Consider the following 23,657-nt stretch of genomic DNA (forward strand, 5'->3'; position numbering starts at 1 on the left):
AATCAAAATTAGAGGAGGTGCGCGTGTCTTTCACGCTGCATGGAATTCCCGTCTCACGCGGCATCGCCATTGGGCGCGCTTACCTGATCGCGCCGGCAGCGCTCGACGTAGACCATTATCTGATCGAACCCGATCAGATCGACGCGGAAATCGCCCGGTTTCACGCGGCGCAGGCGGGCGTCCTCGCCGAACTCGAAGCACTGCGGGACGACCTCGCCGCCGACGCGCCCAGCGAAATGGGCGCGTTCATCAATGTCCATACGATGATCCTGAACGATGCCATGCTCGTGCAGGAAACCATCGATCTCATCCGCACGCGCCGCTATAACGTCGAGTGGGCGCTTACCGAACAGCTGGAAATCCTCGGTGGCTATTTCGACGAGATCGAGGACGAATACCTGCGCGAGCGCAAGGCGGACGTCGAGCAGGTCGTCGAGCGTCTGCTGAAGGCGCTCGCGGGCGCGCCCACCGCCGCGTCGCTCGTCGTGCACACGGCCGCGAGCAACGGCCACAACGAGATGATCGTCGTGGCGCACGATATCGCGCCCGCCGACATGCTGCAGTTCAAGACGCAGGCCTTCAAGGGCTTCGTCACCGATCTCGGCGGGCGCACGTCGCACACGGCGATCGTCGCGCGCAGTCTCGGCATTCCGGCCTCGGTCGGCGTGCAGCAGGCGAGCGTGCTGATTCGCCAGAACGATCTCATCATCGTCGACGGCGATCATGGCATCGTGATCGTGGATCCGGCGCCGATCGTGCTCGAAGAGTATTCGTACCGGCAAAGCGAGAAAGTGCTGGAACAGCGCAAGCTCCAGCGCCTCAAGTTTTCGCCGACGCAAACGCTCTGCGGCACGAAGATCGAGCTGTGCGCGAACATCGAGCTGCCGGAAGACGCGCAAGTCGCGGTCGAAGCGGGCGCGATGGGCGTCGGCCTGTTCCGCACCGAATTCCTCTTCATGAATCACAAGGACCAGTTGCCGGAGGAAGAGGAGCAGTTCGAGGCGTACAAGCGCGCCGTCGAGCTGATGAACGGCAAGCCTGTGACGATCCGCACAATCGACGTAGGCGCCGACAAGCCGCTCGATTCGATGGGCGGCGGCGACGGCTACGAGACCGCGCCGAATCCCGCGCTCGGTCTGCGCGCGATCCGCTGGAGCCTGTCCGAGCCGCAGATGTTCATCACGCAGTTGCGCGCGATCCTGCGCGCGTCCGCGTTCGGCCCGACCAAGATCCTGATTCCGATGCTCGCGCATGCGCAGGAAATCGATCAGACGCTCGATCTGATCCGCGAGGCGAAGCGTCAGCTGGACGAGGAAGGCGTGGCGTACGACCGCCAGATTCAGGTCGGCGCGATGATCGAGATTCCCGCCGCGGCTATCGCAGTGCGGCTGTTCCTGAGCCGGCTCGACTTTCTCTCGATCGGCACGAACGACCTGATCCAGTACACGCTCGCGATCGATCGCGCGGATAACGCCGTCGCGCATCTGTACGATCCGCTGCATCCGGCGGTGCTGAACCTGATCGCGTTCACGCTGCGTGAGGCAAAGCGCGCGGGCGTGCCGGTTTCGGTGTGCGGGGAAATGGCGGGCGATCCTGCCGTCACGCGCCTGTTGCTCGGGCTCGGGCTCACCGAGTTCTCGATGCATCCGAGCCAGTTGCTCGTCGTGAAGCAGGAAATCCTGCGCTCGAATTTGAAGGCTTTCGAAAAGCCCGTCGCCGACGTGCTCGCCGCTTACGAGCCCGCCGAGTTGCAGGCCGCGCTCACGGCCTTGCAGAAGATCTGAGTCAGCTCACATGACGCGCGCCGCAGACCGGGCAATCCGGCTGCCGCGCGATCTTCATCGTGTTCCATTCCATGCGCAGCGAGTCGAGCATCATCAGGCGGCCCGCGAGCGTCTCGCCGAAGCCGCCGATCACGCGTAGCGCCTCCGCCGCCTGCATCGCCCCGATGATGCCGACGGTCGGCGCGAACACGCCCATCGTCGCGCACGCGACTTCCTCGAAGGGCTGATCCGGCGGAAACACGCACGCATAGCAGGGCGAGTCCGGCGCGCGGAAATCGAACGTGCTGATCTGGCCGTCGAAGCGCAAGGCCGCGCCGGACACGAGCGGCACACCATGCGCAACGCACGCCGCGTTGATCGCGTGGCGGGTCGCGAAGTTGTCGCTGCAATCGAGCACGACGGATTTTCCGGGCACGTTGGTGTCGAGCCATCCGGCATCGGCGCGCGTGTTCACGGCGATGATTTCGATATCCGGATTCAGCGCGTTCAACGTCTCACGCGCCGATTCCACCTTGAGCGCGCCGACCGATCTCGTCATGTGCACGATCTGCCGCTGGAGGTTCGTGAGATCGACGGTATCGGCGTCGACCAGCGTGATCTTTCCGACGCCCGCCGCCGCGAGATACATGGCGGCGGGCGCGCCGAGACCGCCCGCGCCGACGATGATCGCGTGGGCATCGAGAAAGCGCTGCTGCGCCTCGATGCCGATTTCATCGACGAGGATATGGCGGGAATAGCGAAGGAGTTGATCGTCGTTCATCGCGGAAAGAATCGGCTTGCTCGAACGAAGCATTCTAAGCGCGCAAAAGAGAAAAGGCTTCGCAGCGTTATGCTGCGAAGCCTTTGCAGGACTACATGGCGATTATTTGGATTGCTGCTGCGCGGTCGGCGACGAAGCCGGCTGCGCGCCCGACGCCGGCGACGAGCCCGGCGTGGCCGGCAGCGCCGGAGGTGCGACGACCGGAGCCGATGCCGAGCGCGGCGGCTTGTTCTGCGCGAGCTTGCGCTCGCTGTAGGACTTCGACTCGACGACCTGCTTGCCTTCGAGCTTGTTCAGACCCTGCTGGAGCATGAAGTCTTCCGAGCTGCCGAATTCGACAGGCTTGCGCTCGCGGTCCTTGCGGCGCTGCTCGGGCGTCTTCTTGTCGTTCTGCTCTTCCAGAATGCGCAGTTGCTCGAGGCGGTCCTGCTCGCGCTGCTCCTGTTCCTTCTTCTCGTTCGGATCCTGCGTGTTCGCGAGGTGGTTCGAGTAGTCCACTTCGCGCGTGACGAGCGCGTCGTCCGGATCGCCGTCCGCGTATTGATCGACCGGCACGTCCGGGCGCACGCCCTGGTTCTGGATCGATTTGCCGCTCGGCGTGTAGTAGTAGGCCGTCGTCAGGCGCAGCGCGGTGTCGGCGGTCATCGGGCGGACAGTTTGCACCGAGCCCTTGCCGAACGTGGTCTTGCCGACGATCAGCGCGCGATGATGATCCTGCAGCGCGCCCGCGACGATCTCCGAGGCGGAGGCCGAGTACGCGTTGGTCAGCACGACCATCGGCACCTTCTTGAAGATCTCCGGCACGCTCTTCAGCGGATCGGAATCGAAGGACGGCAGGCGGTAGTTGTCGTAGGTGTCGCGGAAAGTCTGCTTCGCGTCCGCGATCTGTCCGTTGGTCGACACGACGACCGCGTTATCCGGCAGGAACGCGCCCGCGACGCCGACCGCGCTCTGCAAGAGGCCGCCGCCGTTGTTGCGCAGGTCGAGCACGAGGCCCTTCAGGTTCGGCTGCTGGCGCGCGAGATCCTGAAGCTTCGCGGCGAGATCCGGCACCGTGCGCTCCTGGAAGCTCGTGATGCGGATGTAGCCGTAACCCGGCTCCGGCACTTTCATCTTCACCGACTGCACACGGATCACGGCGCGCGTGACGGTGAGCGGGAAGGTGCGGTCGTCGCTCTTGCGGAAGATCGTGAGCGTGACCTTCGTGCCCGGCTCGCCGCGCATCTGCTTCACGGCTTTATCGAGCGTCATGCCGCGCACCGGCTTGTCGTTGATGCGCGTGATGAGGTCGCCCGGACGAATGCCGGCGCGGAACGCGGGCGTGTCTTCGATCGGCGAGATGACCTTGATGAGCCCGTCTTCCGATGAAATTTCGATGCCGAGGCCCGCGAAACGGCCCTTGGTCTGTTCCTGCAGTTCTTCGTAATCGGTCTTGTCGAGGTAGGACGAGTGCGGATCGAGGCTCGACACCATGCCCTTGATGGCGGCGGTGAGGAGCTTTTTATCGTCGACCGGTTCGACGTATTCGTGCTTGATTTGCCCGAAGACTTCGGCGAACAGCCGCAATTGTTCCAGCGGCAGAGGCGTTGATGCGGCTTGCTGTGCGGATGCGGAAATCTGCAAGGTTGCCAGAGCGCCGGCAGTAACGCCGACGGCGATCAGGCCGAAGTTTTTCAGGTTCTTTCGCATAGAGGAGTGCGGTCGGAATCGAATGGGCTGCATCGTAGGTGACGGGCCAGTATACCTTCTCACCTTGATTGACGACTTAAACGCAACTTAAATGCCTGAGGTTTCAATCCCTCTGAGCGTAGGCTTGCGCACGTTTCAATGCGTTTCTGTCGATGCTGCCGGAGGGCCGTCAGCCGCGCGTCACATGCGGCGAGGGCGCCTCGTCCGGCGCCCTCGTCAGGCAAATCAACGCTTCGCGGACCGGATACCGCCCGGCCCGCGCGGGGACATCAGCCCGCCTTGCCCTGCTTGGCGACAGCGGCCTGAGCCGCCGCGATGGCTTCCGGATCGCCCAGATAGTAGTGCTTGATGGGCTTCAGGTTTTCATCGAGCTCGTACACGAGCGGCACGCCGTTCGGGATGTTCAGCCCGACGATGTCTTCATCGGAAATATTGTCCAGGTACTTCACGAGCGCGCGGATCGAATTGCCATGCGCGGAGATCACGACCTGCTTGCCCGACTTGATGGCCGGCGCGATCGATTCGTTCCAGACGGGCAGCACGCGCGCGACGGTGTCTTTCAGGCACTCGGTGAGCGGCAACTGCTCACGCGGCACCTTCGCGTAGCGCGGATCGTTGTACGACGCGCGCTCGTCGCCCGGCTCGAGCGCGGGCGGCGGCGTGTCGTAGCTGCGGCGCCAGACGAGCACCTGGTCGTCGCCGTACTTTTTCGCGGTCTCGGCCTTGTTCAGGCCCGCGAGCGCGCCGTAGTGACGCTCGTTCAGGCGCCACGAATGCACGACCGGGATATACATCTGGTCCATTTCGTCCTGCACGTGCCACAGCGTGCGGATCGCGCGCTTCAGCACCGACGTGTAGGCGATATCGAACTTGTAGCCGGCTTCCTTCAGCAACACGCCGGCCTGGCGCGCCTCGCGGTTGCCCTGTTCGGTCAGGTCGACATCGACCCAGCCGGTGAAGCGGTTTTCCTTGTTCCACGTCGATTCGCCGTGGCGGATGAGCACTAGCTTGTACATGATTTCGGTCGGTCAGTTGAAAAAGCGGGTGCGCCGATCGCGTCCCCGTCATCCTGCCTGCGCGCGCGGGGCGCCGCCATCGGCCGGACGGCGGAGGCCATCGCGGGAAACGGTTATTTTATAATGCCCCGATTGCCCTCATTTCCCTTTCTTCCTTTCCTTCTACATTTCGGCGGCCCTCGACGTGAAGTTTTTCACTGAATACCAGAACATCGCACTCATCGTCATCGCGCTCGTTTCCGGCGCGCTGCTCCTGTGGCCCGCCATCACGCGGCGCGGGCGCGGCGGAATTTCCGCTGCCGAGGCCACCACGCTCATCAACCGCCGCAACGCCGTGGTCGTGGATCTGCGGCCTGCCGCGGAATTCGCGAAGGGACATCTGCCGTCGGCGCGCAATGTCGAACTGACGGAGCTCCAAGCAAAAATTGGCCAGATCGCGAAGAATAAGAGCAATCCAGTCGTGCTGGTTTGCCAAACTGGTCAAGAATCGCAGCGTGCTAGCCGCACCGTGTCCGAGGCGGGTTATGCCGAGGTCCACGTTTTGCAAGGCGGAGTGGACGCCTGGCAAAAAGCCGGCATGCCGGTGGTGAAACAAGGAGCAGTCAAGTGAAGAAAGTCGTGATGTACAGCACCGTCGTGTGCCCGTATTGCCAGATGGCCGAACGTCTTTTAAAGTCCCGCGGGGTCGAAGCGATCGAGAAGATCCTGATCGACCGTGAACCGGGCCGGCGCGAGGAAATGATGACGCGCACGGGCCGGCGCACCGTGCCGCAGGTGTATATCGGCGATACGCATGTCGGCGGCTACGACGATCTGTCCGCACTCGACCGCAAGGGCGGCCTCGTGCCGCTGCTCGAAACCGCCTGAAGGCACACGCGCGGCGCGCGATTCAATCCGAATACGCGCGGCGCATATCGATTTACCTAGGGAATTACCATGTCCGACGAAAACAACCAGCCATTCTTCAACATCCAGCGCATCTACCTGAAGGACATGTCGCTCGAGCAGCCGAATTCGCCCGCCATCTTCCTCGAGCAGGACATGCCGTCGGTGGAAGTCGAAGTCGACGTGAAGGCCGACCGCCTCGCCGAAAGCGTCTTCGAAGTGCTGGTCACGGGCACCGTCACGGCGAAGGTCGCAAGCAAGGTCGCGTTCCTGATCGAAGCGAAGCAGGCTGGCATTTTCGATATCCGCAACATTCCGGCTGAGCAGATCGATCCGCTCGTCGGCATCGCGTGCCCGACCATCCTGTTCCCGTATCTGCGCTCGAACATCGCCGACGCGATCACGCGCGCCGGTTTCCCGCCGATCCACCTCGCGGAAATCAACTTCCAGGCGCTGTACGAGCAACGTGTGTCCCAGCTCGCGGGCGCGCAGGAAGGCGCGGGCAACGGCGCGACGCACTAACCTCTCTGACTCTGCCGACCGGAGCCGAGCATGAAAGCAGCCGTTCTCGGCGCCGGCGCGTGGGGCACCGCACTTGCGGGCCACCTCGCGACCCGGCACGACACGAAGCTCTGGGCGCGCGACGCCGCGCTCATCGAATCTCTTTCCCGCACGCACGAAAACACGCGCTATCTCGAAGGCGTGACCTTGCCGCATGCGCTTCAATTCGAGGCGGATTTCGACGCGGCGCTCGCGCACGCGGCGGCGGACGACGCGCTGTGTGTCGTGGCTACGCCCGTCGCCGGCTTGCGCGCGCTGTGCCGTTCGATGCGGCAGTCCGGCATCGTGCCGGCGCATATCGTCTGGCTTTGCAAGGGCTTCGAGGCCGACACGCAATGCCTGCCCAATGAAGTCGTCGCGGCCGAACTGCCCGAGCATCGCAGCAACGGCACGCTGTCCGGCCCGAGCTTCGCGCGCGAAGTGGGGCAGGGCTTGCCGGTCGCGCTGACGGTGGCGAGCGCGTCGGCGGAACTGGCCGCGCGCACGGTCGCCGCGTTCCATCACGGCGCGATGCGCATCTATACCGGCGACGACGTGATCGGCGTCGAAGTGGGCGGTGCGGTGAAAAACGTGCTCGCCATCGCGACAGGCATCTCCGACGGCCTCGGCCTCGGCCTGAACGCGCGTGCGGCGCTGATCACGCGGGGGCTCGCGGAGATGTCGCGTCTGGGCGTCGCGCTCGGCGGCCGCGCCGAGACGTTCACCGGCCTCACCGGTCTGGGCGACCTCATCCTTACCGCAACGGGCGATCTGTCGCGCAACCGCACCGTCGGCAAGCAGCTCGCGACGGGGCGCACGCTCGACGAGATTCTCGCGGCGCTCGGGCATGTCGCGGAGGGGGTGCGTTGCGCGCGCGCCGTGCTCGGCATCGCGCAAACGCACGGCATCGAGATGCCGATCACGCAGGCGGTATGCCGCGTGCTCTTCGATAACGTGGCGCCGCGCGATGCCGTGCACGCGCTGCTCAGCCGCGACTCGAAGGCCGAGTAGCCGCATCGTCGAATCCGCGTGGCCGAATCGGAGGTGTGCGATGGTTCAGCTCGAAGCTCAGGTCGTCGACATCACCACGCTGAACGTCGACGCTGTCGTCAATGCGGCGAACAAATCGCTGCTCGGCGGCGGTGGCGTCGACGGCGCGATCCATCGCAAGGCGGGCAAAGCACTGCTGCGCGAGTGCGAGGCGCTCGGCGGCTGCGAAACCGGCGATGCGAAGATCACCGGCGGCTACGGCCTTCCGGCGAAGCACGTGATTCACGCGGTCGGTCCGCGCTGGAGCGGCGGCACGAAGAACGAGCCTGAATTGCTCGCGAGTTGTTATCGGCGCTCGCTCGAACTCGCCGACGAAGCGCGCTGCGAGTCGATCGCGTTCCCCGCGATCAGTTGCGGCATCTATCACTTTCCGCCCGAGCAGGCCGTGCAGATCGCCGTGCGCACGGTCATCGAAACCTTGCCTTCCACGCCGGCCCTGAAGCACGTCATCTTTGCGTGCTTTCAGGACGACATGCTCGCGCTCTATCGCTCCGAGCTCGACGCGATCAAACCTTAAGCGCCGCCTTCGAAGCCGGTCTGCCGCCACGCCTCGAACGTCACGATCGCCACCGTATTGGACAGATTCAGGCTGCGATTGCCCGGCCGCATCGGCAGGCGCACGCGCTGTTCGGTCGGAAAGCGCTCCAGCAGTTCGGGCGCGAGGCCGCGCGTCTCGGCGCCGAACACGAACCAGTCGCCGGGTTTGAACGCGTGATCGAAGAAAGGCGTCGAGCCGCGCGTCGTGAAGGCGAACATCCGCGTGGTATCCGGCGCTTCCTTCGCGATGAAGGCATTCCAGTTCGCATGCACGTTCATTTCGGCGTACTCGTGATAGTCGAGGCCGGCGCGGCGCATCTTCGCATCGTCGAGCGGAAAGCCGAGCGGCTCGATCAGATGCAGCCGCGCGCCCGTGTTCGCGCAAAGGCGGATCACGTTGCCTGTGTTCGGCGGAATTTCGGGTTCGACGAGTACGACGTTGAACATGGATTGCTTGTAAAAAAGGGGATTAATCTTTCGGCGTACGCAGCGCCACGAAGTTGGTGACGCGGCGCGCGCCGGCAAGCTTGAGCGTGCGGGCGAGGGCGTCGAGGGTCGCGCCAGAGGTCATCACGTCATCGACGACGCCGATATGCCTGCCGCGCACATCGCCCGATACGGCGAAAGCGCTCGCGACGTTGCGGCGGCGCGTTTCCTGATCGAGCCGCGATTGCGCCGACGTATGCCGCACCCGCGCGACGATCGATGCATCGCTGCGCACACGCATCAGCCGCGCGAGCGGGCGCGCGATGACCCACGCCTGGTTGTAGCCGCGCGCGATAAGCCGCGCGCGAGAAAGCGGCACCGGCACGATCAGGTCGGGCGCGGGCAGATCGCTGTCCTCGAACAGCGCATGCAAATGCCGCGCGAATGCTTCGCCCGCCGCGAGCCGCGCGCGAAACTTCAGCTCGACGGCGAGCGCATCGAGCGGCGCGCGATAGTCGGCGAGCGCGAGTGTATCGTTGAAAGCGGGCGGCGATTCGAGGCAGCCGGCGCAGTGGGCGCGCGTGTCGTCGCGATCGCGTCTCAGGTACGACGCGGCCAGCGGCAGCGCGCACGTGGCGCAGCGCAGGCGCGGTTCGTTCCAGTACTGCGCATCGCAGCCGTCGCACAGCAGTCCTTGCGACAAATTGCCGCATAACGCGCACTGGCCCGGCAGCGCGGACGCGGCGAGGTGTTTTGCCGCCGCCGCGAATCCGCGAACGCGCGCGGCCACGGGTGTTCGGAACGGAAAACGAATGCTGTCGGCTTTCATGACGGCGGGATCGGGAAACTGACGGCTCGAAGCGCTAAACATACGCACTTGTTGCGCCTCACGACGCGTTTATGCCTCGTATCAGCACTTCGCATGGGTTGTTTTCAAGACGACCGAGTATACTTCGCACTCTTCGCAAAAAGATCGCCATGTCGCCGACATCCCCTAAAACTAGCCGTCCGGCCTATGATCCGCGCCGTTTGCGCGAGATCTTCGACGAACGCGCCGCCGCCTTCGACGAAGTCGCGTTCCTCCCGCGCGAAATCGCCGGGCGCATGCGCGAGCGGCTCGAATACATCAAGGTCGCGCCGGTGCGCGTCCTCGATGCGGCGTGCGGCGCCGGGGCCGACTTGGGCGGTCTGCGGGAGCGCTTTGCCGAGGCGTCGGTGACCGGCGTCGATATCTCGTCCGCGATGCTCGCGCGCGCCCGCGCCGCCGAATCCGCGGACGCTGACGGCGTGGGCTGGCGCCGTTTTCTTCCGTCGACGCTCGCGAAGGCGTTCGGCGCACGCGGCCCGCAACTCGCGCAGGCGGATTTTTCCGCGCTGCCGTTCGCATCGGGCGCGTTCGAATTGCTGTGGTCGAACCTCGCGTTGCACTGGCATGCGCGTCCCGACCTCGTTTTCCCTGAATGGCAGCGCGTGCTGAAAGGTAAACGGGCTTCTGATGTTCAGCACGTTCGGCCCCGATACCTTGCGCGAGCTCAGAGCCGCGTACCGCGAAGCCGAGCGCACGCTCGGGCTCGCGCCCGCGCCGCACGCGATCGATTTCGTCGACATGCACGATCTCGGCGACATGCTGGTGGAAAGCGGCTTCGAAATTCCGGTGATGGATCAGGAAGTTCTCACCATCACATACAAATCGCCCGAATCGCTGTTCGCCGACGTGACGCGCTGGGGCGCGTATCCGTTCGGGCGCGCGTTCGAGGCGGGCCGCGCGGACCAGAAAGCCTTGCGCAGCGCGGTGCACGGCGCGCTCGAAGCCTTGCGCCGCGAGGACGGCACGATTCCGCTGACGTTCGAAGTGATCTACGGCCACGCATGGAAGGCGGTGCCGCGCACCACGGCCGAAGGGCACGGCATCGTGCGGCTGGAAGATATCGGACGAGGCTCCAAACCGAAACGATGACGCGGTAAAGAGGGCGCCCGTTATGTCTGAAATTTGCGTGGAAAAAGCGCGCAAAAAGGTGCGTCAAAAAGGCGCAGAAGCTTGTGGCGCTTGGCTTTGCGAGGTTACGACCCTTGCTTGTGGATGCCGTTTAAGACGCCTATAATGCGTCAGTTTGTCGCCCGGACTGACACAAATTTGGGCGAAATCCGAGCAAATGTATGTGATTGCGTGCGGATTGATGGAGGCAGCGATGCAGGCCAGCCATACGCTGACGGAGTCCGAGCCGGTCATCAAGGACTGGCTGATGAAGCGAAACTGTTCGGTCTCGCCGCGTCAGTTCATGGGCTTCTATCTGTCGCTTGCGCTGTTTTCGCTGGCAATCGCAACGCCGCTGTTTCTGAACGGCGCCTGGCTGGTGCTGCCGTTCACCGGAGTCGAGTTGGCGGTCGTGGGCATCGCGTTCGTGATTTATGCGCGCCATGCCGTCGACTACGAACGAATCCGGCTGTATCAAAACCGGTTGTTGATCGAACAGATGAACGCCGAAGTGCTGACGCAGTTCGAATTCAACCCGCGCTGGGTGCGGGTCGAAGCGGGCGCGACGCCGAGAGAGCCGCTCACGATCGTATCGCGCGGTCAATCGGTGAAAATCGGACAACACCTTGCACAGCATCGCCGGGAGCAATTCGCAGCCGAGTTACAGGCGTCGCTGAGACGTCTTTGAGAGGAGCCGGCAGCCGCGCGATGTAACGGGGGGTCGAGGGTTTGAATGGAAAATTTGGGTAAGGATGCTATGAAAACAATCAAGCGAGCCCTCTCGGGCGTGCTGGCGGCAGGCGCACTGCTCAACGCCGGCGTAGCCCTGGCGGTCACCGACAGTCCTGGCGGTCCTCGTGTGAACGAGATCAACTTCCAGCAGCCTGTGACGAAGATCGCCGAGGAGCTCTACGGCCTCCATATCTTCATGCTCATCATCTGTACCGTCATTTTCATCGGCGTGTTCGGGGTGATGTTCTATTCGCTCTTCAAGCATCGCAAGTCGAAGGGCTTCAAGCCGGCCAACTTCCACGAAAGCACCACGGTCGAAATCATCTGGACGATCGTGCCGTTCATCATCGTCATTCTGATGGCGCTGCCGGCCACCAAGGCCGTCGTCGCGATGAAGGACACGTCCAACGCCGACCTCACCGTCAAGGTCACCGGCTATCAGTGGAAGTGGGGCTACGACTACGTGAAGGGGCCGGGCGAAGGCATCAGCTTCCTGTCGACGCTCTCCACGCCGCGTAGCGAAGTGAACGGCCAGAAGCCGATCTCCAACCTGTATCTCCAGGAAGTCGACAACCCGCTCGTCGTGCCCGTCGACAAGAAGATCCGCGTCATCACCACGGCGAACGACGTCGTGCACTCGTGGTACATCCCGGCGTTCGGCGTGAAGCAGGACGCGATTCCGGGCTTCGTGCGCGATACCTGGTTCAAGGCGGAGAAGGTCGGCACGTATCGCGGCTTCTGTACGGAACTGTGCGGCAAGGAGCACGCGTACATGCCGGTGGTCGTCGAAGTGCTGTCGGCTGACGACTACGCGAAGTGGGTCGACGCGCAAAAGAAGAAGATGGCCGCAGGCGCCGACGATCCCCTCAAGACATACACGAAGGACGAACTGATGGCGCGTGGCCAGCAGGTCTACACGTCGAACTGCGCGGTCTGCCACCAGCCGACCGGCAAGGGCGCGGGCCAGTTCCCGGCCATCGACGGCTCGAAGATCGCGAACGGCTCGATCGCCGAGCATCTGAACATCGTGCTGCACGGCAAGGGCGCGATGCCGCCGTGGCAGGGCGTGCTGAACGATGTCGAGGTCGCATCGGTCGTCACGTTCGAACGTAACAACTGGAGCAACCACACCGGCGACCTGCTGCAACCGAAGCAGGTGATCGACGCCAAAGCGGGCAAGATGCCCGAAGGCGGCGGCCAGAAGGCGGCGGCATCGGCGCCCGAGGCAGCGAGCGCCGCGCCCGGCGCAGCGGAAGCGAGCGCGCCGCAAGCGGCCGGCCTGCCCGCCAGCATCTATTTCGAGACGGGCAAGGACACGCTGCCCGCCGACGCGAAAACCGCGGTGGACGCAGCAGCGGCCTACGCGAAGGCGCATCCGGACGCGAAGCTCGCGCTGTCAGGCTTCACGGATGCGACCGGCGGCGCCGACCTGAACGCCGAGCTCGCCAAGAAGCGCGCGCAAGCGGTTCGCGACGCGTTGAAGGCCGCGGGCGTGTCGGAAGACCGCATCGTGTTGAAGAAACCGGAATCCATCACGGGCGGCGCCGACAACAAGGAAGCCCGCCGCGTTGAAATCAGTCCGGCTGCTTGACGTGCCTGGCGTGCGCTTTCCTTCGCCTCGATAGCAACGGAAAGCCACGCGTCATTGCCAAGTGCCCCGAGTATTCGCTTTAGGAGATGATTGTCATGTCTAGCATCGGACACGATGTAGGCGCAGGTCACGACCACGCGCACGACCATGCGCACGAGACGCCGCATGGCTGGCGCCGGTGGCTCTTCGCCACCAACCACAAGGACATCGGTACGCTGTACCTGTTGTTCTCCTTCATCATGTTCCTCTCCGGAGGCGTGATGGCGCTCGGCATCCGTGCCGAGCTGTTCGAGCCGGGCCTGCAGATCATGCGCCCCGAGTTCTTCAATCAGCTGACCACCATGCACGGCCTCATCATGGTGTTCGGCGCGATCATGCCGGCCTTCGTCGGTTTCGCGAACTGGATGGTGCCGCTGCAGATCGGCGCATCGGACATGGCGTTCGCGCGGATGAACAACTTCAGCTTCTGGCTACTGCCGGTCGCAGCTGTGCTGCTCGTCGGCTCGTTCTTCGTGCCGGGCGGCGCAACCGCCGCGGGCTGGACGCTCTACGCGCCGCTTTCCACGCAGATGGGCCCGGGCATGGACTTCGCGATCTTCGCGGTCCACATCATGGGTGCGTCGTCGATCATGGGCGGCATCAACATCGTCGTGACGATTCTGAACATGCGCGCGCCTGGCATGACGCTCATGAAGATGCCGATGTTCGCATGGACGTGGCTCATTACCGCGTACCTGCTGATCGCCGTGATGCCGGTTCTGGCGGGCGCGATCACGATGGTGCTGTTCGACCGTCACTTCGGCACGTCGTTCTTCAACGCGGCGGGCGGCGGCGATCCGGTCATGTACCAGCACATCTTCTGGTTCTTCGGTCACCCCGAGGTGTACATCATGATCTTGCCGGCGTTCGGGATCGTGTCGCAGGTGATTCCGGCGTTCTCGCGCAAGCCGCTGTTCGGCTATAGCTCGATGGTGTACGCAACCGCATCGATCGCGATTCTGTCCTTCATGGTGTGGGCGCACCACATGTTCGCGACCGGCATGCCGGTGACGGGCCAGCTGTTCTTCATGTACGCGACCATGCTGATCGCGGTGCCTACTGGCGTGAAGGTGTTCAACTGGGTGGCGACGATGTGGCGCGGCGCGCTGACGTTCGAAACCCCGATGCTCTTCGCGATCGGCTTCCTGTTCGTGTTCACGATGGGCGGCTTCACGGGCCTGATCCTCTCGATGGCGCCGCTCGACATCCAGATGCACGGCACGTACTACGTGGTGGCGCACTTCCACTACGTGCTGGTGGCGGGCTCGCTCTTCGCGCTGTTCGCGGGCTGGTACTACTGGTCGCCGAAGTGGACCGGCTGGATGTACAACGAAATGCGCGGGAAGATCCACTTCTGGGCGTCGATGATCACCTTCAACGTCACGTTCTTCCCGATGCACTTCCTGGGTCTCGCGGGCATGCCGCGCCGTTATGCGGACTACCCGGCGCAGTTCACCGACTTCAACCAGATCGCGACGATCGGCGCGTTCGGCTTCGGCCTCTCGCAGGTGTACTTCCTGTTCGCGGTCGCGCTGCCGGCCTATCGCGGCGGCGGCGAGCTCGAGAAGGCCGGCGACAAGCCGTGGGATGGCGCGGAAGGCCTCGAATGGACCGTGCCGAGCCCGGCGCCGTTCCATACGTTCGAAAATCCGCCGACGGTTGAGTAATTAGTTCGATGGCGCTGCGAGGCTTCGGAAGCCGAAGCCTCGCAGCCCCGCATCACAGACAAAGCATGGCCCCGAATCCACAAAAAAGACGCACGTCCGAGGAAATCCGCGCGGGCAACAAGCGGCTCGGAATCATCATGGTGTTGATTGCCGCCGTCTTCTTTCTGGGTATCGTCGTCAGGCAATACCTTTTGTCGCGAGGGTAGGAAAGACAAGTGTCCACTCAGCAGGAAAATTCGCATGTCGACCGGTCGTTCAACCGGTCGATGCTGGTGAAGCTCTTCGTCGTGGCCGCGCTTATGTTCGGCTTCGGCTTTGCGCTCGTGCCGATGTACCGTGCGATCTGCCAGATCACCGGCATCAACAACCTCGTGCAGCGCGATGTCGGCGCGCGCGAGGCGAAGAACACGCAGGTCGACATGAGCCGCACGATTTCGATCGAATTCGATGCGAACGCGCGCGGCCCGCTCCAGTTCAAGCCGGAGCAGAACACGCTGGATATTCACCCCGGCGAAGTGATGACGGTGATGTACGACGTGACCAACGAGCAGAATCGCACGGTGAACGCGCAGGCGATCCCGAGCTACGCGCCGAAGCAGGCCACCGAGTACTTCAAGAAGATCGAATGCTTCTGTTTTACCCAGCAGACGCTTGCGCCGAACGAAACCAAGCGCATGCCGGTGGTGTTCGTCGTCGACCCGAAGCTGCCGAAGGATGTGAAGACGATCACGCTGTCGTACACGTTCTTCGAATTGAACGCGCCGAAGTCGGTGGCGAAGGGATCATGACGGCCATGAACGCGGACACGTCGAACAAGGGCGGTTTCCTGAAGCTCCTGAAGGCGGTGTTCTGGTCGTTTTTCGGCGTGCGCCGCCGCGCGGACCTGGAAAGCGATGCGGCGCAGCTGAACCCGCTGCATCTGATCGCGGCGGGCGTCATCGGCGCGGTGCTGTTCATCGTGGTGTTGCTGCTGGTCGTGCGCGCGGTAGTGGGATAGACGGAAACGCCGGGCGAGTCGAGGGTCGAACGCGCGGCGTCAAAAGAAAATTCAAGCAACTGGATCGAAGTGGAGAATCAACAATGAGCGGTCAAAACGAGAGCCCGTACTATTTCGTGCCGCATCCGTCGCGGCATCCGGTGATGGCTGCAACCGGCCTGCTGGTCATGCTGGCTTCGCTGGCGTCGTGGGTGAACGGCCATAGCTTCGGGCCGGCCGGCACGTTCATCGGCCTCCTGTTCGTGCTGTTCGTGCTGTGGCACTGGTTCGGCGACGCGATCTCCGAATCCGAAGGCGGCATGTACGGCAAGCGCGTCGATGTGTCGTACCGCTGGAGCATGAGCTGGTTCATCTTCTCCGAAGTGATGTTCTTCGGTGCATTCTTCGGCGCGCTGTTTTACGCGCGCGCCATCGCCATGCACCAGCTCGGCAGCCTCGACTACAAGCTGATCTGGCCGGACTTCACCGCTGTTTGGCCGAACAACGGTCCCGCCGCGCTCGTGCCGCATTTCCGCGCGATGGTGCCGTGGCCCCTGCCGACCATCAACACGGCGCTGCTGCTCTCGTCCGGCGCGACGCTGACGGTGGCGCACCACGCGCTGCGTGAAGATCATCGCAAGAAGGCGATCATCTGGCTGGGCGCGACCGTGCTCCTCGGCATCATCTTCCTGTTCTGCCAGGGCTACGAGTATTTCCACGCGTACAACGAACTGAACCTCACCCTCGCTTCCGGCGTGTACGGCTCGACGTTCTTCCTGCTGACCGGCTTCCACGGCTTCCACGTGTTCCTGGGCGGCACGATGCTGGCCGTCGTGATGGTTCGCCTGATACGCGGGCACTTCACCGCGGATCACCACTTCGCGTTCGAGGGCGCCGCGTGGTACTGGCACTTCGTCGACGTGGTGTGGCTGGGTCTGTACGTCGTCGTCTACTGGCTGTAAGCAACAAACGCAAGCGGGCGGCCGAGGCGTCGTCCGCGATGCAAGACCGGCGGCGACGCCGGTCCGAGAGCAAAGAAGCAGTGATCAACACGCCGCCCTCGATGTTTCCAGGGGCGGCGTTGTCGTTTCGAGGGACGGTTTTCGAAGCTGCGGAAGTGCCGCGGCGCGACAATACGTCTCGTAGGGAAGAACCCGCGTCGCGGGTTATCGTCCGATAGGAATGCCCGTCGATTGAATCCAGCCCATCCAGTGCGCGAACAGGATGAAGAGGAACAGGGAAATGGACAGCCCGACGCGCGCGGCGAGCGACCACACCATCCGCTTCGTCCTGCCCCGGTCGGTCATCATGAAGTAGAGCGCCGAACCCAGGCTGCCGATGATAAGGATGAATGCGATAGCAACGATGATGTGCATGAAACCAGCCAGCGATTTTGCTCAGGTAACGCAGCGAGCAGTATGAAATTGGATCATCTCATTATCTCACCCGATCGATTGTGCCGTGCAGCGCCCAGGCGGATGCCGGCGTGGATACCGGCGATAAGGTTCGCAGCATGAAGATTCGTTTCTGGCCCGCGCTTCTGATTCTGATCGTCGTCGCCGTGACCGTGCGTCTCGGCTTCTGGCAGCGCGATCGCGCGCATCAGAAGGAATCGCTCAACGCGCGGATCGTCGCGTTCGAAAACGCGCCCGCGCAGCAGGTCGGCGTGGAGCCGTTGCCGCTCAAGTCCATCGAGTTTCATCGCGTCGAGGCGCGCGGGGAGTTCATGCCGGAGCGCGTCGTGTATCTGGACAATCGTCCGTATAACGACCAGCCAGGCTTTTATGTCGTGATGCCGCTTAAACTCGAGGGCGGCGGCTACGTGCTCGTGAATCGCGGATGGCTGCCGCGCAACCTGGCGGACCGCACGGGCATCGTGCCGTACGAGACGCCGAAGGGCGTCGTCGACGTGAAGGGCATCGCGCGCGCCAATGCGTCGCAGGCGTTCGAACTGGGGCAGGGCGGATCGGCGGCGCACAAGGAGATCCGGCAGAACCTCGATATCAACGCGTACGCGGCCGAAACCGGGCTCGCGTTCCAGCCGTTCGTGATCCAGCAGACGAGCGATACCGGCGACCGGCTCGTACGCGACTGGCCCGCGCCGACGCTCGGCGTCGAGCGCAACTACGGCTACATGCTCCAGTGGTGGGGCATGGCGGCCGCGGCGGTCGTCTTCGGCCTGTACGCCGCGCGGCGCGCCGCGAAGAAAATCGAAGCGCGCGACGATGAAGCAGAGAACCACGCCTGAAGCACCAAAACGCGCACGCCGCGCGTGATCGAACCGAACAGAGATACGTTTTTACCGATGCAACCACAACGCTCCAACACCGCCGACGCCGACAAGACGCGCACGCGGCAACGAACGGCCTCGAAAGGCTCCTGGATCAGCGGCCGCTGGATGCTGCTCCTGCTTGCGCTCGTGTGCGCCGCGCCCGTCATCGCATCGTATTTGATGTATTACGTGTTCAAGCCGGCGGGCGGCACGTCGAGCTATGGCAAGCTGATCGATCCGCAGCGGCCGATTCCGGCGCAACTCGTCGTCACCGATGAGAAAGGGCAGAGCCTGCCGTTCAAGTCGCTCGAAGGCAAGTGGCTGATGATCACGGTCAACGGCAGCGACTGCGACGAGCAATGCGCAACGCGGCTCTACTTCATGCGCCAGGTGCGCGTGCTGCAATCGGGCGAGCGCGATCGTGTCGTGAACGTCTGGCTGCGGACGGACGACAAGCCGGTTTCCGACGTCATCAAGACCGCGTATCCGCAGCCCGACACGCGCATGCTCGTCGCAAACGAGAAGGAGATCGCCGCGTGGTTGCCCGTCGATGACGCCACGAAGCTGACGGATCACATCTTTCTTGTCGATCCGAACGGGAACCTGATGATGCGCTTCCCGAAAAACCCCGATCCGAAGAAGATCAACGCGGATCTGGCGAAGCTGCTGAAGTGGTCGCGCATCGGCTAACGAGCCAGTCGAAGGTAAGAGAACATGTTTCTATTGCAGTTGGGTCTGATCGGCATCTGCATCGCGCTGCTGCCGCTCTCATATGTCTGGGTCAAGGCCGATGACAACAAGTTCAGGAAGCTCGTCTGGCTGACGACCTTCCTGACGCTCGACCTCATCATGTTCGGCGGCTTCACGCGCCTGACCGATTCCGGCCTCGGCTGCCCGGACTGGCCCGGTTGCTACGGCACGTCGTCGCCGTTCATCGCGCATGCGCAGATCGCGGCCGCCTATCAGGCGTTGCCCACCGGCCCCGTCAGCATGGTGAAGGCGTGGATCGAGATGCTGCACCGCTATTTCGCCATGGCGATCGGCGTGCTGATCATCGCGCAGGTGATCATCGCGTGGACGGCGCGCGTGAAGAAGCGCCCGTTGCACGTCTCGCCGTGGTGGCCGACGGGCATTCTGCTGCTCATCCTGGTGCAAGGCGCGTTCGGCGCATGGACGGTCACGCTGAAGCTGCAGCCGGTGATCGTCACCACGCACCTGCTGCTCGGGCTGGCGCTGCTCGGCGTGCTCGGCTGGCTCGCCGCGCGCATGACGCCGATTCCATCGCTCGATTCCGCCGCCGCGCGCTGGATGCCCGCCGCAGCATTCGGATTGCTGCTGCTCGTCGTGCAGATCGCGCTCGGGGGCTGGGTCAGCACGAACTACGCGGTGCTCGCGTGCACGGACTTTCCGCTGTGCAACGGCCAATGGGTCCCGCCGATGAACTTCGAGCACGGTTTTCACCTGTGGCGCGCGCTCGGCATGACCGGTGACGGCGACATGATCTCGCAGGACGCGCTCGTTGCGATCCACTGGACGCACCGCATGTTCGCGGTCGTTGTCGTGCTGTATCTGCTGTGGCTCGCCTCGCGGCTGCGACGTTTCGAATCTCTGCGAAAGCCGGCAAACGGGGTATTGTTGATGATCGTGATCCAGTTCCTGACGGGCATGTCGAACATCGTGCTGCAATGGCCGCTGCCGGTGGCGGTGGCGCACAACGGCGGTGCCGCGATCCTGTTGCTGCTGCTCGTTATGCTAAACTTTCGAATCTCTTCCAGCCGTCCCGGCCGCGCCGCAGTTCCCGCGCGCGACGTCGTTTCAGCGTGACTCCACATTCCCATGGATAGCACGACACTTCATTCCCCCCTTGGCAGCCGTGTCTCGCAATATCTTGCGTTGACGAAGCCGCGCGTCACGCAACTCGCCGTGTTCTGTGCGGTCATCGGCATGTTCCTTTCCACGCCCGGCATGGTGCCGTGGGACAAGCTGATCGGCGGCGCCGTCGGCATCTGGTTGCTGGCCGGCGCGGCTTTCGCCATCAACTGCCTCGTCGAGCAGAAAGTCGATGCGAAGATGCGCCGCACCGCGTGGCGTCCATCGGCGCGCGGGCAGATCACGCCGACGCAGATTTTGATCTTCTCGGCGGTGCTCGGCGGCATCGGCATGTGGACGCTCTACACGTTCACGAATCCGCTCACGATGTGGCTCACCATCGCCACGTTCGTCGGCTATGCGGTGGTCTACACGCTGCTGCTCAAGCCCTATACGCCTCAGAACATCGTGATCGGCGGCGCGTCCGGCGCGATGCCGCCCGCGCTCGGCTGGGCCGCCGTCACGGGCGCGGTTCCCGGCGACGCATGGATTCTCGTGCTGATCATCTTCGTGTGGACGCCGCCGCATTTCTGGGCGCTCGCGCTGTATCGCCGCAAGGACTACGAAAACGCCGGCCTGCCGATGCTGCCTATCACCCACGGCGAAAAGTACACGCTGCTCAACATCTTCCTGTACACGCTCGTTCTGTTCGCGGTCACGCTGATGCCGTACATCTCCGGCATGAGCGGCGTGGTGTATCTGGCCAGTGCGATCGCGCTCGGCGGCGGTTTCATCGGCTACGCGTGGAAGATGTATCGCGACTATTCCGATGCCCTCGCGCGCAAGACCTTCCGTTATTCGATCGTGTATCTCTCGCTGCTGTTCGGTGCGCTGCTCGTCGATCATTACGTGCGCACGGTGATCGGCGCATGATGGCCGTCCTTCGTCGCGTACTGGCGCTGCTGGCGCTTTTGTCCACCTGTGCGGCGCTGCTTTCGGCGTGCGAGAAGGCGCCCAATTTCAAGAATCTCGACATCACCGGCAACAAGCAGTTCGGCAGCGATTTCTCTTTGCCCGACACGCACGGCAAGACGCGCACGCTCGCGGACTTCAAGGGCAAGGCGGTCGTGCTGTTCTTCGGCTACACGCATTGCCCGGATGTCTGCCCGACGACGCTCGCCGAGCTCTCCCAGGCCATGCAGCAACTCGGCGACAAGTCGAAGGATGTTCAAGTGCTGATGGTGACTGTCGATCCCGCGCGCGACACGCCGGATCTGCTCGGTCAGTACGTGGCGGCATTCAACGCGTCGTATATCGGCTTGCGGCCGGCAAACGACGCGCAGCTCGCACAGCTCGCCAAGGACTTTCGCGTGTACTACGCGAAGTCGGCGGGCAAGACGCCCGACGATTACACGATGGATCACACGGCCGCGAGCTACGTGTTCGACAAGGACGGCAAGCTGCGCCTCTTCGCGCGCGACGGGCAGGGCGTCGAACCGTGGGTTCACGACCTGAAGTTGTTGATCGACTGATCGCGAAAGTGGCCCGGGCGGGCCACTTTTCATTTCAGCTATCCAGCGAAGGTTCGGGCAGATTCAAACCGGGCGCGAGCCGCGTCGCCTTGAACTCGATAATGTCGTAGTGCGCGAGTCCGTGCACGGCGAACGGATCTTCCGCGATGATCGCATCGAGCCGCTCGCGCTCGATGCCCGAGGCGAGGATGACACCGCCTTCGCGCGGAACTTTCGGTCCCGCGATCACGAAGACACCCGCCGCGAAATAGCGTTCGAGATAGACGCGATGCGCATCGAGCGCGTCATCGATCTCGGCGAGCGCGCCGGTATATCGCAGGTTGATCACGTACATGATGTTGCTTGCCTCCGCGGAAGTGTGTGTGACGTCGTGCAGCGATTCTATCCGCGCCATGCCGTGGTGATATGCACATGAGCATTCTGTATTTCCCTGCCGCACCAGAGCTGTGCGAAGATCGTCATCCCGGTTTGTATGATCGACCGGAAAGAATCAGGCAACTCCAGCAAGAACGCATCGAAACAGGAACACCATGCAGCGCAGAAATTTGCTCAAAGCCCTAACCGCCGTCGCGGCGTCCGCCGCATTCCTCACGAGCTTCGCCGCTCACGCCGATGACAAAGTGATCAAGGTCGGCACGATCAGCGGTCCCGACGCGCAGATCTGGCAGGTCGTGCAGAAGGTCGCGAAGCGCGAAGGCCTCAACGTGAAAGTGATCGAGTTCAACGATTACGTTCAGCCGAACGCGGCGCTCGACGCCGGCGATCTCGATGCGAACAGCTTTCAGCATCAACCGTATCTCGACAGCCAGATCAAGCAGCGCGGCTACAAGATCGTGAACGCCGGTCTGACCTATATCTCGCCGCTCGGCGTCTATTCGAAGAAGTTGAAGTCGCTGAAGGACCTGTCGCAAGGCGCGAAGGTCGCGGTGCCGAACGATCCTTCGAATGAGAATCGCGCGCTCCTGCTGCTGCAAGCCCAGGGCGTGATCAAGCTGAAGGCCGGCGCGGGCACGAACGGCAACAACGCGACGGCGCTCGATGTGGCTGAAAATCCGAAGAAGATCAAGCTGGTCGAGCTCGACGCCGCGCAACTGCCGCGCACGCTCGCCGACGTCGACGCCGCCGCGATCAACACGAACTTCGCGCTCGCGGCCGGACTGCAACCGACCAAGGACGCGATTGCGCTCGAGGACGTGCACAGCCCGTACGCGAACCTGATCGCGGTGCGCGCGAAGGACAAGGACCAGCCGTGGGTGAAGAAGCTGGTCGCGGCGTATCAGTCCGAAGACGTGCGCCAGTTCCTCAAGAGTGAGTTCAAAGGCTCGGTGGTGCCGTCGTTCTGAGAGCGATTGCTCGGGTATCCGAAACGGCGTCCTGCGGGACGCCGTTTTTTTCGCGCGCTCAATCTACGCAGATTTGTTCCAGCTCTCGCTGCCACACGATGCCCGTGCCATCTTGCACGGCCGTGAAACCGGTTCGCAGGAGAAGCGCGCAAAGGTCTTCCTGAGGCTCGCTCATGCGGCAGATGATCTGCTCGTAACGAGCGCCGTGAGCGAAGTTCACACAAGCCGAGACGAACTGCTCGCCCAGCCCGCGCCGGCGCGCGCCAGGCTCGACGAACAGCAGTTCGATACGGGCCTGACTTTGAGACTCCGAAGTAAGGATCGCCGCACCGACGCGTGTGGCCTGGCCTTGTTCCGCGATCCAGCAGGCGATGCGCGGCGTATTCGCTTGCATTGCGGCGAGGAAGCTCGAAATCATTTTCGCCGCGCACGCCTCGTTGAAAAGCTTGGGCTTGTCGCCCCCGCAAAGATGCGCCTGGCGCTCGATCATCCAGCCGAAGTCTCCACCGCGCGGCACGCGCAGCCGTGTTTCGCCCTCCGCGTATACCGGCGACAGCAGCCTCTCGACGTCTGCCATGGCCATGCATAGCTGATCGATCTCGGCGGTCGTCAGCCGTTTGAGCAGTATGGCGGTCTCGGCGGAAACGTGCAGGTCGATCTCATCGACTTGCGCTTTCGCCTCGGGCGTGATGCGCAACAGATGCGCGCGGCCATCCGACTCGTTCTTTCGTCGGACCACGAGGCCGAGTTTCTGGAAGTTGTTGATCAACCGGCTCAGATAACCGGTATCCAACCCGAGGTTGCGTGACAAGTCGGCGGCCGTGCTGGCGCGCTCCTGCGCCAGTTCGTGCAGGATCCGGACTTCGGTCAGGGAAAAGTGGCTCTTGTGAAGCCGCTCGTGCAGGGCGCCGGTATGGCGTGCATAGAAACGATTAAAGCGGCGCACCGCGGCAACGGCCCGGCTCGGATCAGGACAGTCCATCGTATCAGTCTCTCAGTTGGTCTTGTTGAAATTAATTGTGATTCCGAATTAA

27 protein-coding genes and 1 pseudogene are annotated in these 23,657 nt (G+C 63.3%); 20 read left to right on the forward strand and 8 right to left on the reverse strand.

Going from position 1 to position 23,657, the window contains the following annotated elements; translation table 11 throughout:
- Positions 1-23 precede the first annotated feature (23 nt).
- Complete coding sequence (ptsP, locus tag AC1Z32_RS14680; RefSeq protein WP_483479337.1) at positions 24-1,784, forward strand: phosphoenolpyruvate--protein phosphotransferase; 1,761 nt, start codon at positions 24-26, stop codon at positions 1,782-1,784.
- A gap of 1 nt (position 1,785) precedes the next feature.
- On the opposite strand, the gene AC1Z32_RS14685 is transcribed toward ptsP, so the two are convergent.
- From AC1Z32_RS14685 to gpmA, 3 genes are all read right to left on the reverse strand, one after another.
- The gene (locus tag AC1Z32_RS14685; RefSeq protein WP_483479338.1) at positions 1,786-2,544 is read right to left on the reverse strand and encodes a HesA/MoeB/ThiF family protein; all 759 of its coding nucleotides are present in this window, start codon (positions 2,542-2,544) and stop codon (positions 1,786-1,788) included.
- Between the two features lie 102 nt (positions 2,545-2,646).
- Positions 2,647-4,233: a S41 family peptidase gene (locus AC1Z32_RS14690; RefSeq protein WP_483479339.1), complete on the reverse strand. Its 1,587-nt coding sequence runs from the start codon at positions 4,231-4,233 to the stop codon at positions 2,647-2,649.
- A 269-nt stretch (positions 4,234-4,502) separates the two neighbouring features.
- Positions 4,503-5,249, reverse strand: coding sequence for a 2,3-diphosphoglycerate-dependent phosphoglycerate mutase (gpmA, locus tag AC1Z32_RS14695; RefSeq protein WP_483479340.1), 747 nt, complete (start codon positions 5,247-5,249; stop codon positions 4,503-4,505).
- Between the two features lie 184 nt (positions 5,250-5,433).
- Between gpmA and AC1Z32_RS14700 the strand changes: the two genes are divergently transcribed.
- The 5 genes from AC1Z32_RS14700 to AC1Z32_RS14720 all read left to right on the forward strand — a co-directional run bounded on the left by AC1Z32_RS14700 (position 5,434) and on the right by AC1Z32_RS14720 (position 8,241).
- Positions 5,434-5,859 (forward strand): rhodanese-like domain-containing protein, encoded by a 426-nt coding sequence (locus AC1Z32_RS14700; RefSeq protein WP_483479341.1) that lies wholly within the window; start codon positions 5,434-5,436, stop codon positions 5,857-5,859.
- Positions 5,856-6,116 (forward strand): glutaredoxin 3, encoded by a 261-nt coding sequence (grxC, locus tag AC1Z32_RS14705; RefSeq protein WP_483479342.1) that lies wholly within the window; start codon positions 5,856-5,858, stop codon positions 6,114-6,116. The genes AC1Z32_RS14700 and grxC overlap by 4 nt, the downstream gene beginning before the upstream one ends.
- A gap of 69 nt (positions 6,117-6,185) precedes the next feature.
- Positions 6,186-6,656 (forward strand): protein-export chaperone SecB, encoded by a 471-nt coding sequence (secB, locus tag AC1Z32_RS14710; protein WP_483479343.1) that lies wholly within the window; start codon positions 6,186-6,188, stop codon positions 6,654-6,656.
- Between the two features lie 30 nt (positions 6,657-6,686).
- Positions 6,687-7,685 carry an NAD(P)H-dependent glycerol-3-phosphate dehydrogenase gene (locus AC1Z32_RS14715; RefSeq protein ID WP_483479344.1) on the forward strand — a complete coding sequence of 333 codons (999 nt, stop codon included), beginning with the start codon at positions 6,687-6,689 and terminating at the stop codon, positions 7,683-7,685.
- 40 nt (positions 7,686-7,725) lie between these two features.
- Positions 7,726-8,241 carry an O-acetyl-ADP-ribose deacetylase gene (locus AC1Z32_RS14720; protein WP_483479345.1) on the forward strand — a complete coding sequence of 172 codons (516 nt, stop codon included), beginning with the start codon at positions 7,726-7,728 and terminating at the stop codon, positions 8,239-8,241.
- Here the strand turns inward: AC1Z32_RS14720 and trmL are convergent.
- Both trmL and AC1Z32_RS14730 read right to left on the reverse strand, forming a co-directional pair.
- Complete coding sequence (gene trmL / locus AC1Z32_RS14725) at positions 8,238-8,708, reverse strand: tRNA (uridine(34)/cytosine(34)/5-carboxymethylaminomethyluridine(34)-2'-O)-methyltransferase TrmL (RefSeq protein WP_483479346.1); 471 nt, start codon at positions 8,706-8,708, stop codon at positions 8,238-8,240. The genes AC1Z32_RS14720 and trmL overlap by 4 nt on opposite strands.
- A gap of 22 nt (positions 8,709-8,730) precedes the next feature.
- On the reverse strand, positions 8,731-9,516 hold the full coding sequence (locus AC1Z32_RS14730; protein WP_483481633.1) for a ComF family protein: 786 nt from the start codon (positions 9,514-9,516) through the stop codon (positions 8,731-8,733).
- A 149-nt stretch (positions 9,517-9,665) separates the two neighbouring features.
- On the opposite strand from AC1Z32_RS14730, the pseudogene AC1Z32_RS14735 reads away from it, so the two are divergent.
- The 8 genes and pseudogenes from AC1Z32_RS14735 to AC1Z32_RS14770 all read left to right on the forward strand — a co-directional run bounded on the left by AC1Z32_RS14735 (position 9,666) and on the right by AC1Z32_RS14770 (position 16,629).
- Positions 9,666-10,644: pseudogene (locus AC1Z32_RS14735) on the forward strand (methyltransferase domain-containing protein).
- 232 nt (positions 10,645-10,876) lie between these two features.
- A complete protein-coding gene (locus tag AC1Z32_RS14740) occupies positions 10,877-11,350 on the forward strand; it encodes a DUF2244 domain-containing protein (RefSeq protein ID WP_483481634.1) in 474 nt (157 codons plus the stop codon).
- A 45-nt stretch (positions 11,351-11,395) separates the two neighbouring features.
- On the forward strand, positions 11,396-12,985 hold the full coding sequence (coxB, locus tag AC1Z32_RS14745) for a cytochrome c oxidase subunit II (RefSeq protein ID WP_483479347.1): 1,590 nt from the start codon (positions 11,396-11,398) through the stop codon (positions 12,983-12,985).
- Between the two features lie 95 nt (positions 12,986-13,080).
- Positions 13,081-14,691, forward strand: a complete 1,611-nt coding sequence (ctaD, locus tag AC1Z32_RS14750; RefSeq protein ID WP_062606580.1) for a cytochrome c oxidase subunit I — start codon at positions 13,081-13,083, stop codon at positions 14,689-14,691.
- A gap of 65 nt (positions 14,692-14,756) precedes the next feature.
- Complete coding sequence (locus AC1Z32_RS14755) at positions 14,757-14,897, forward strand: cytochrome oxidase small assembly protein (protein WP_483479348.1); 141 nt, start codon at positions 14,757-14,759, stop codon at positions 14,895-14,897.
- 9 nt (positions 14,898-14,906) lie between these two features.
- Entirely contained in the window at positions 14,907-15,479 is a 573-nt protein-coding gene (locus tag AC1Z32_RS14760; protein ID WP_483479349.1) for a cytochrome c oxidase assembly protein, read from the forward strand.
- A gap of 5 nt (positions 15,480-15,484) precedes the next feature.
- Entirely contained in the window at positions 15,485-15,688 is a 204-nt protein-coding gene (locus AC1Z32_RS14765; RefSeq protein ID WP_483481635.1) for a DUF2970 domain-containing protein, read from the forward strand.
- Positions 15,689-15,771: 83 nt separating this feature from the next.
- Positions 15,772-16,629, forward strand: a complete 858-nt coding sequence (locus AC1Z32_RS14770; RefSeq protein WP_483479350.1) for a cytochrome c oxidase subunit 3 — start codon at positions 15,772-15,774, stop codon at positions 16,627-16,629.
- A gap of 204 nt (positions 16,630-16,833) precedes the next feature.
- On the opposite strand, the gene AC1Z32_RS14775 is transcribed toward AC1Z32_RS14770, so the two are convergent.
- Positions 16,834-17,043 carry a twin transmembrane helix small protein gene (locus tag AC1Z32_RS14775; RefSeq protein WP_062606502.1) on the reverse strand — a complete coding sequence of 70 codons (210 nt, stop codon included), beginning with the start codon at positions 17,041-17,043 and terminating at the stop codon, positions 16,834-16,836.
- A gap of 137 nt (positions 17,044-17,180) precedes the next feature.
- On the opposite strand from AC1Z32_RS14775, the gene AC1Z32_RS14780 reads away from it, so the two are divergent.
- Genes AC1Z32_RS14780 through AC1Z32_RS14800 form a run of 5 tightly spaced genes read left to right on the forward strand, consistent with a single transcriptional unit; the run spans position 17,181 to position 21,280 of the window.
- Positions 17,181-17,915, forward strand: a complete 735-nt coding sequence (locus AC1Z32_RS14780; RefSeq protein WP_483479351.1) for an SURF1 family protein — start codon at positions 17,181-17,183, stop codon at positions 17,913-17,915.
- A 57-nt stretch (positions 17,916-17,972) separates the two neighbouring features.
- The gene (locus AC1Z32_RS14785; protein ID WP_483479352.1) at positions 17,973-18,629 is read left to right on the forward strand and encodes an SCO family protein; all 657 of its coding nucleotides are present in this window, start codon (positions 17,973-17,975) and stop codon (positions 18,627-18,629) included.
- A 24-nt stretch (positions 18,630-18,653) separates the two neighbouring features.
- Positions 18,654-19,763: a COX15/CtaA family protein gene (locus AC1Z32_RS14790; protein ID WP_483479353.1), complete on the forward strand. Its 1,110-nt coding sequence runs from the start codon at positions 18,654-18,656 to the stop codon at positions 19,761-19,763.
- 12 nt (positions 19,764-19,775) lie between these two features.
- Positions 19,776-20,681: a heme o synthase gene (gene cyoE, locus AC1Z32_RS14795; protein WP_483479354.1), complete on the forward strand. Its 906-nt coding sequence runs from the start codon at positions 19,776-19,778 to the stop codon at positions 20,679-20,681.
- Positions 20,678-21,280: an SCO family protein gene (locus tag AC1Z32_RS14800; RefSeq protein ID WP_483479355.1), complete on the forward strand. Its 603-nt coding sequence runs from the start codon at positions 20,678-20,680 to the stop codon at positions 21,278-21,280. Before cyoE ends, AC1Z32_RS14800 begins: the two co-directional genes overlap by 4 nt.
- Positions 21,281-21,314: 34 nt before the next feature.
- Here the strand turns inward: AC1Z32_RS14800 and AC1Z32_RS14805 are convergent, their stop codons facing one another.
- Positions 21,315-21,614, reverse strand: a complete 300-nt coding sequence (locus AC1Z32_RS14805; protein WP_483479356.1) for a YciI family protein — start codon at positions 21,612-21,614, stop codon at positions 21,315-21,317.
- Positions 21,615-21,810: 196 nt separating this feature from the next.
- Between AC1Z32_RS14805 and AC1Z32_RS14810 the strand changes: the two genes are divergently transcribed.
- Complete coding sequence (locus AC1Z32_RS14810; protein WP_483479357.1) at positions 21,811-22,623, forward strand: MetQ/NlpA family ABC transporter substrate-binding protein; 813 nt, start codon at positions 21,811-21,813, stop codon at positions 22,621-22,623.
- 58 nt (positions 22,624-22,681) lie between these two features.
- Here AC1Z32_RS14810 and AC1Z32_RS14815 read toward each other — a convergent pair whose 3' ends face one another.
- Positions 22,682-23,605, reverse strand: coding sequence for a GNAT family N-acetyltransferase (locus AC1Z32_RS14815; RefSeq protein ID WP_483479358.1), 924 nt, complete (start codon positions 23,603-23,605; stop codon positions 22,682-22,684).
- Positions 23,606-23,657 lie beyond the last annotated feature (52 nt).

Source organism: Caballeronia sp. 11_S32 (assembly GCF_056930355.1).

Coding starts and splice junctions, on each gene's coding strand:
- AC1Z32_RS14685 (WP_483479338.1), bottom strand. CDS start 2,544: ATGAACGACGATCAACTCCTTCGCTATTCCCGCCATATCCTCGTCGAT.
- AC1Z32_RS14690 (WP_483479339.1), bottom strand. CDS start 4,233: ATGCGAAAGAACCTGAAAAACTTCGGCCTGATCGCCGTCGGCGTTACT.
- gpmA (WP_483479340.1), bottom strand. CDS start 5,249: ATGTACAAGCTAGTGCTCATCCGCCACGGCGAATCGACGTGGAACAAG.
- secB (WP_483479343.1), top strand. CDS start 6,186: ATGTCCGACGAAAACAACCAGCCATTCTTCAACATCCAGCGCATCTAC.
- AC1Z32_RS14715 (WP_483479344.1), top strand. CDS start 6,687: ATGAAAGCAGCCGTTCTCGGCGCCGGCGCGTGGGGCACCGCACTTGCG.
- AC1Z32_RS14720 (WP_483479345.1), top strand. CDS start 7,726: ATGGTTCAGCTCGAAGCTCAGGTCGTCGACATCACCACGCTGAACGTC.
- trmL (WP_483479346.1), bottom strand. CDS start 8,708: ATGTTCAACGTCGTACTCGTCGAACCCGAAATTCCGCCGAACACAGGC.
- AC1Z32_RS14730 (WP_483481633.1), bottom strand. CDS start 9,516: ATGAAAGCCGACAGCATTCGTTTTCCGTTCCGAACACCCGTGGCCGCG.
- AC1Z32_RS14740 (WP_483481634.1), top strand. CDS start 10,877: ATGCAGGCCAGCCATACGCTGACGGAGTCCGAGCCGGTCATCAAGGAC.
- coxB (WP_483479347.1), top strand. CDS start 11,396: ATGGAAAATTTGGGTAAGGATGCTATGAAAACAATCAAGCGAGCCCTC.
- ctaD (WP_062606580.1), top strand. CDS start 13,081: ATGTCTAGCATCGGACACGATGTAGGCGCAGGTCACGACCACGCGCAC.
- AC1Z32_RS14755 (WP_483479348.1), top strand. CDS start 14,757: ATGGCCCCGAATCCACAAAAAAGACGCACGTCCGAGGAAATCCGCGCG.
- AC1Z32_RS14765 (WP_483481635.1), top strand. CDS start 15,485: ATGAACGCGGACACGTCGAACAAGGGCGGTTTCCTGAAGCTCCTGAAG.
- AC1Z32_RS14770 (WP_483479350.1), top strand. CDS start 15,772: ATGAGCGGTCAAAACGAGAGCCCGTACTATTTCGTGCCGCATCCGTCG.
- AC1Z32_RS14775 (WP_062606502.1), bottom strand. CDS start 17,043: ATGCACATCATCGTTGCTATCGCATTCATCCTTATCATCGGCAGCCTG.
- AC1Z32_RS14780 (WP_483479351.1), top strand. CDS start 17,181: ATGAAGATTCGTTTCTGGCCCGCGCTTCTGATTCTGATCGTCGTCGCC.
- AC1Z32_RS14785 (WP_483479352.1), top strand. CDS start 17,973: ATGCAACCACAACGCTCCAACACCGCCGACGCCGACAAGACGCGCACG.
- AC1Z32_RS14790 (WP_483479353.1), top strand. CDS start 18,654: ATGTTTCTATTGCAGTTGGGTCTGATCGGCATCTGCATCGCGCTGCTG.
- cyoE (WP_483479354.1), top strand. CDS start 19,776: ATGGATAGCACGACACTTCATTCCCCCCTTGGCAGCCGTGTCTCGCAA.
- AC1Z32_RS14800 (WP_483479355.1), top strand. CDS start 20,678: ATGATGGCCGTCCTTCGTCGCGTACTGGCGCTGCTGGCGCTTTTGTCC.
- AC1Z32_RS14805 (WP_483479356.1), bottom strand. CDS start 21,614: ATGTACGTGATCAACCTGCGATATACCGGCGCGCTCGCCGAGATCGAT.
- AC1Z32_RS14810 (WP_483479357.1), top strand. CDS start 21,811: ATGCAGCGCAGAAATTTGCTCAAAGCCCTAACCGCCGTCGCGGCGTCC.
- AC1Z32_RS14815 (WP_483479358.1), bottom strand. CDS start 23,605: ATGGACTGTCCTGATCCGAGCCGGGCCGTTGCCGCGGTGCGCCGCTTT.